Annotated in this window: 1 protein-coding gene and 1 pseudogene; both read right to left on the bottom strand. The window is 67.5% G+C overall.

Annotated features, from left to right (window positions below; all coding sequences use genetic code 11):
* A partial coding sequence (locus tag AC1DVT_RS20265) for an ABC transporter substrate-binding protein (protein WP_477391198.1) occupies positions 1 to 1,024 on the bottom strand: 1,024 nt, incomplete at its 3' end.
* A 23-nt stretch (positions 1,025 to 1,047) separates the two neighbouring features.
* Positions 1,048 to 1,420, bottom strand: a pseudogene (locus AC1DVT_RS20260) (hypothetical protein); the annotation flags it as partial.

The following is a 1,420-nucleotide window of genomic DNA, read 5'->3' as shown; positions in this document are numbered from 1 at the left end:
GCCGCGCCCCGGCCTCACGCGTGGCGTCGCCCGTCTTGAAGGCGACGAGGGCGTTGGACTGATCCGGGATGAACGTGCCGACGTTGCCGCTCGGTGAGATCGGGAAGAAGCCGATCTTCTCGTCCAGTTCGGCGGTGTCGGCAAGCGACTGCAGCTGGCCGAAGAACGAGTTGACCTGAACCGCCATCGCCGCGTCGCCGGCGAGAATGGCCGCGCCCTGGTCTTCGAACGTCGCCGTCTTCAGGTTCTCGTTGAACAGACCCTCCTTGATGAGGCTGTCGTAGGTGTCGATCGCACCCTGGATCGTGGGGTCGGTGAACTTCTCCTCGTTCGCGTTGACCCGATCCCACAAGCCGTCCTTCGCGGCATCCGCGAGCTGGACCTGCACCCACCACTGGGTCGCCCAGGGCGTTCCGCCGCCGAAGTCGAAGAACGGGGTGACGCCTGCGGCCTTGAGGTCGCGTGCGACCTGGACGAACTCGTCCCAGTTCGCGGGCAGATCGGTGATCCCGGCCGCCTCGAAGACCTCCTTGTTGTAGTAGACGCCCTCCACCGCGGGGGTCGTGATGAGCGCGGCGTAGCGGGTGTCATCGAGAATGCCGGTGATGTCACGCAGACCGGACTGGTAGCTGTCGATGAACGGCGCGCCATCCAGCGACTGCAGGTTGGTCGACGCGTTCAGTGCCGTCAGCATCGAGGCGGTGGGCTGCCAGAACGCGAGGTCGGGCTTGTCGCCCGAGGCGACCTTCGTCTGCACGCTCTGCTCGTACGGGTCGGGGATGGTGACGACGTCGACGGTCGCCCCGGTCAGCTTCTCGAACCCGGCCACGACGCTGTCGGGGATCTTGTTCGAGTTCTGCGCGGCCCAGATCGTCAGAGTCGTGCCCTTCAGGCTCGCGTCCTGGGCGGGCCAGTCCGCGGGCGCTGCGCTGTCGCCGCCACTTCCCGCGCTGGGGTCGCTGCAGCCGCTGAGCGCGAGAGCGGTCACGCCGGCGATGGCGAGCCCCACAAGTGCTTTCTTCATTGAATTGCTCCTTCTTGGTGTGTTCATTCTGATTGCTGGGTTGGGGCCGCCCACGCCGGGCCGATGGGGCTGGTGGCGAGGCGGAGGGTACGCGCGGCGATGGGTGCATCGTCCGCGTGCACGGTCAGGGTTCCCGTCGCGGCATCCCATTCGGTCTGCCAGGCGGGAAGGTGTGCGGGGAACTCGGTCGTGACAGTGATCTCACGACCGATCAGGTGCGCGAAGGCCAGAGCGACGGCGCCCGACGGACCGCGCCGCCACACCGACACCAGGTCGGCGGTTTCGTCGCGCAGGCCGAGGGCGACCCAGTCCGCTGTCCATTCCGGAAGTCCGAGCGGCCAGTGCGGGTGAGAGGTGACGAGGAACGGTCGCAGCCGTTTGGCCGCGACGACGGCC

It is taken from the genome of Microbacterium sp. P2_F9 (assembly GCF_056403635.1).
This window is presented reverse-complemented; position numbering and strand designations above follow the sequence as displayed.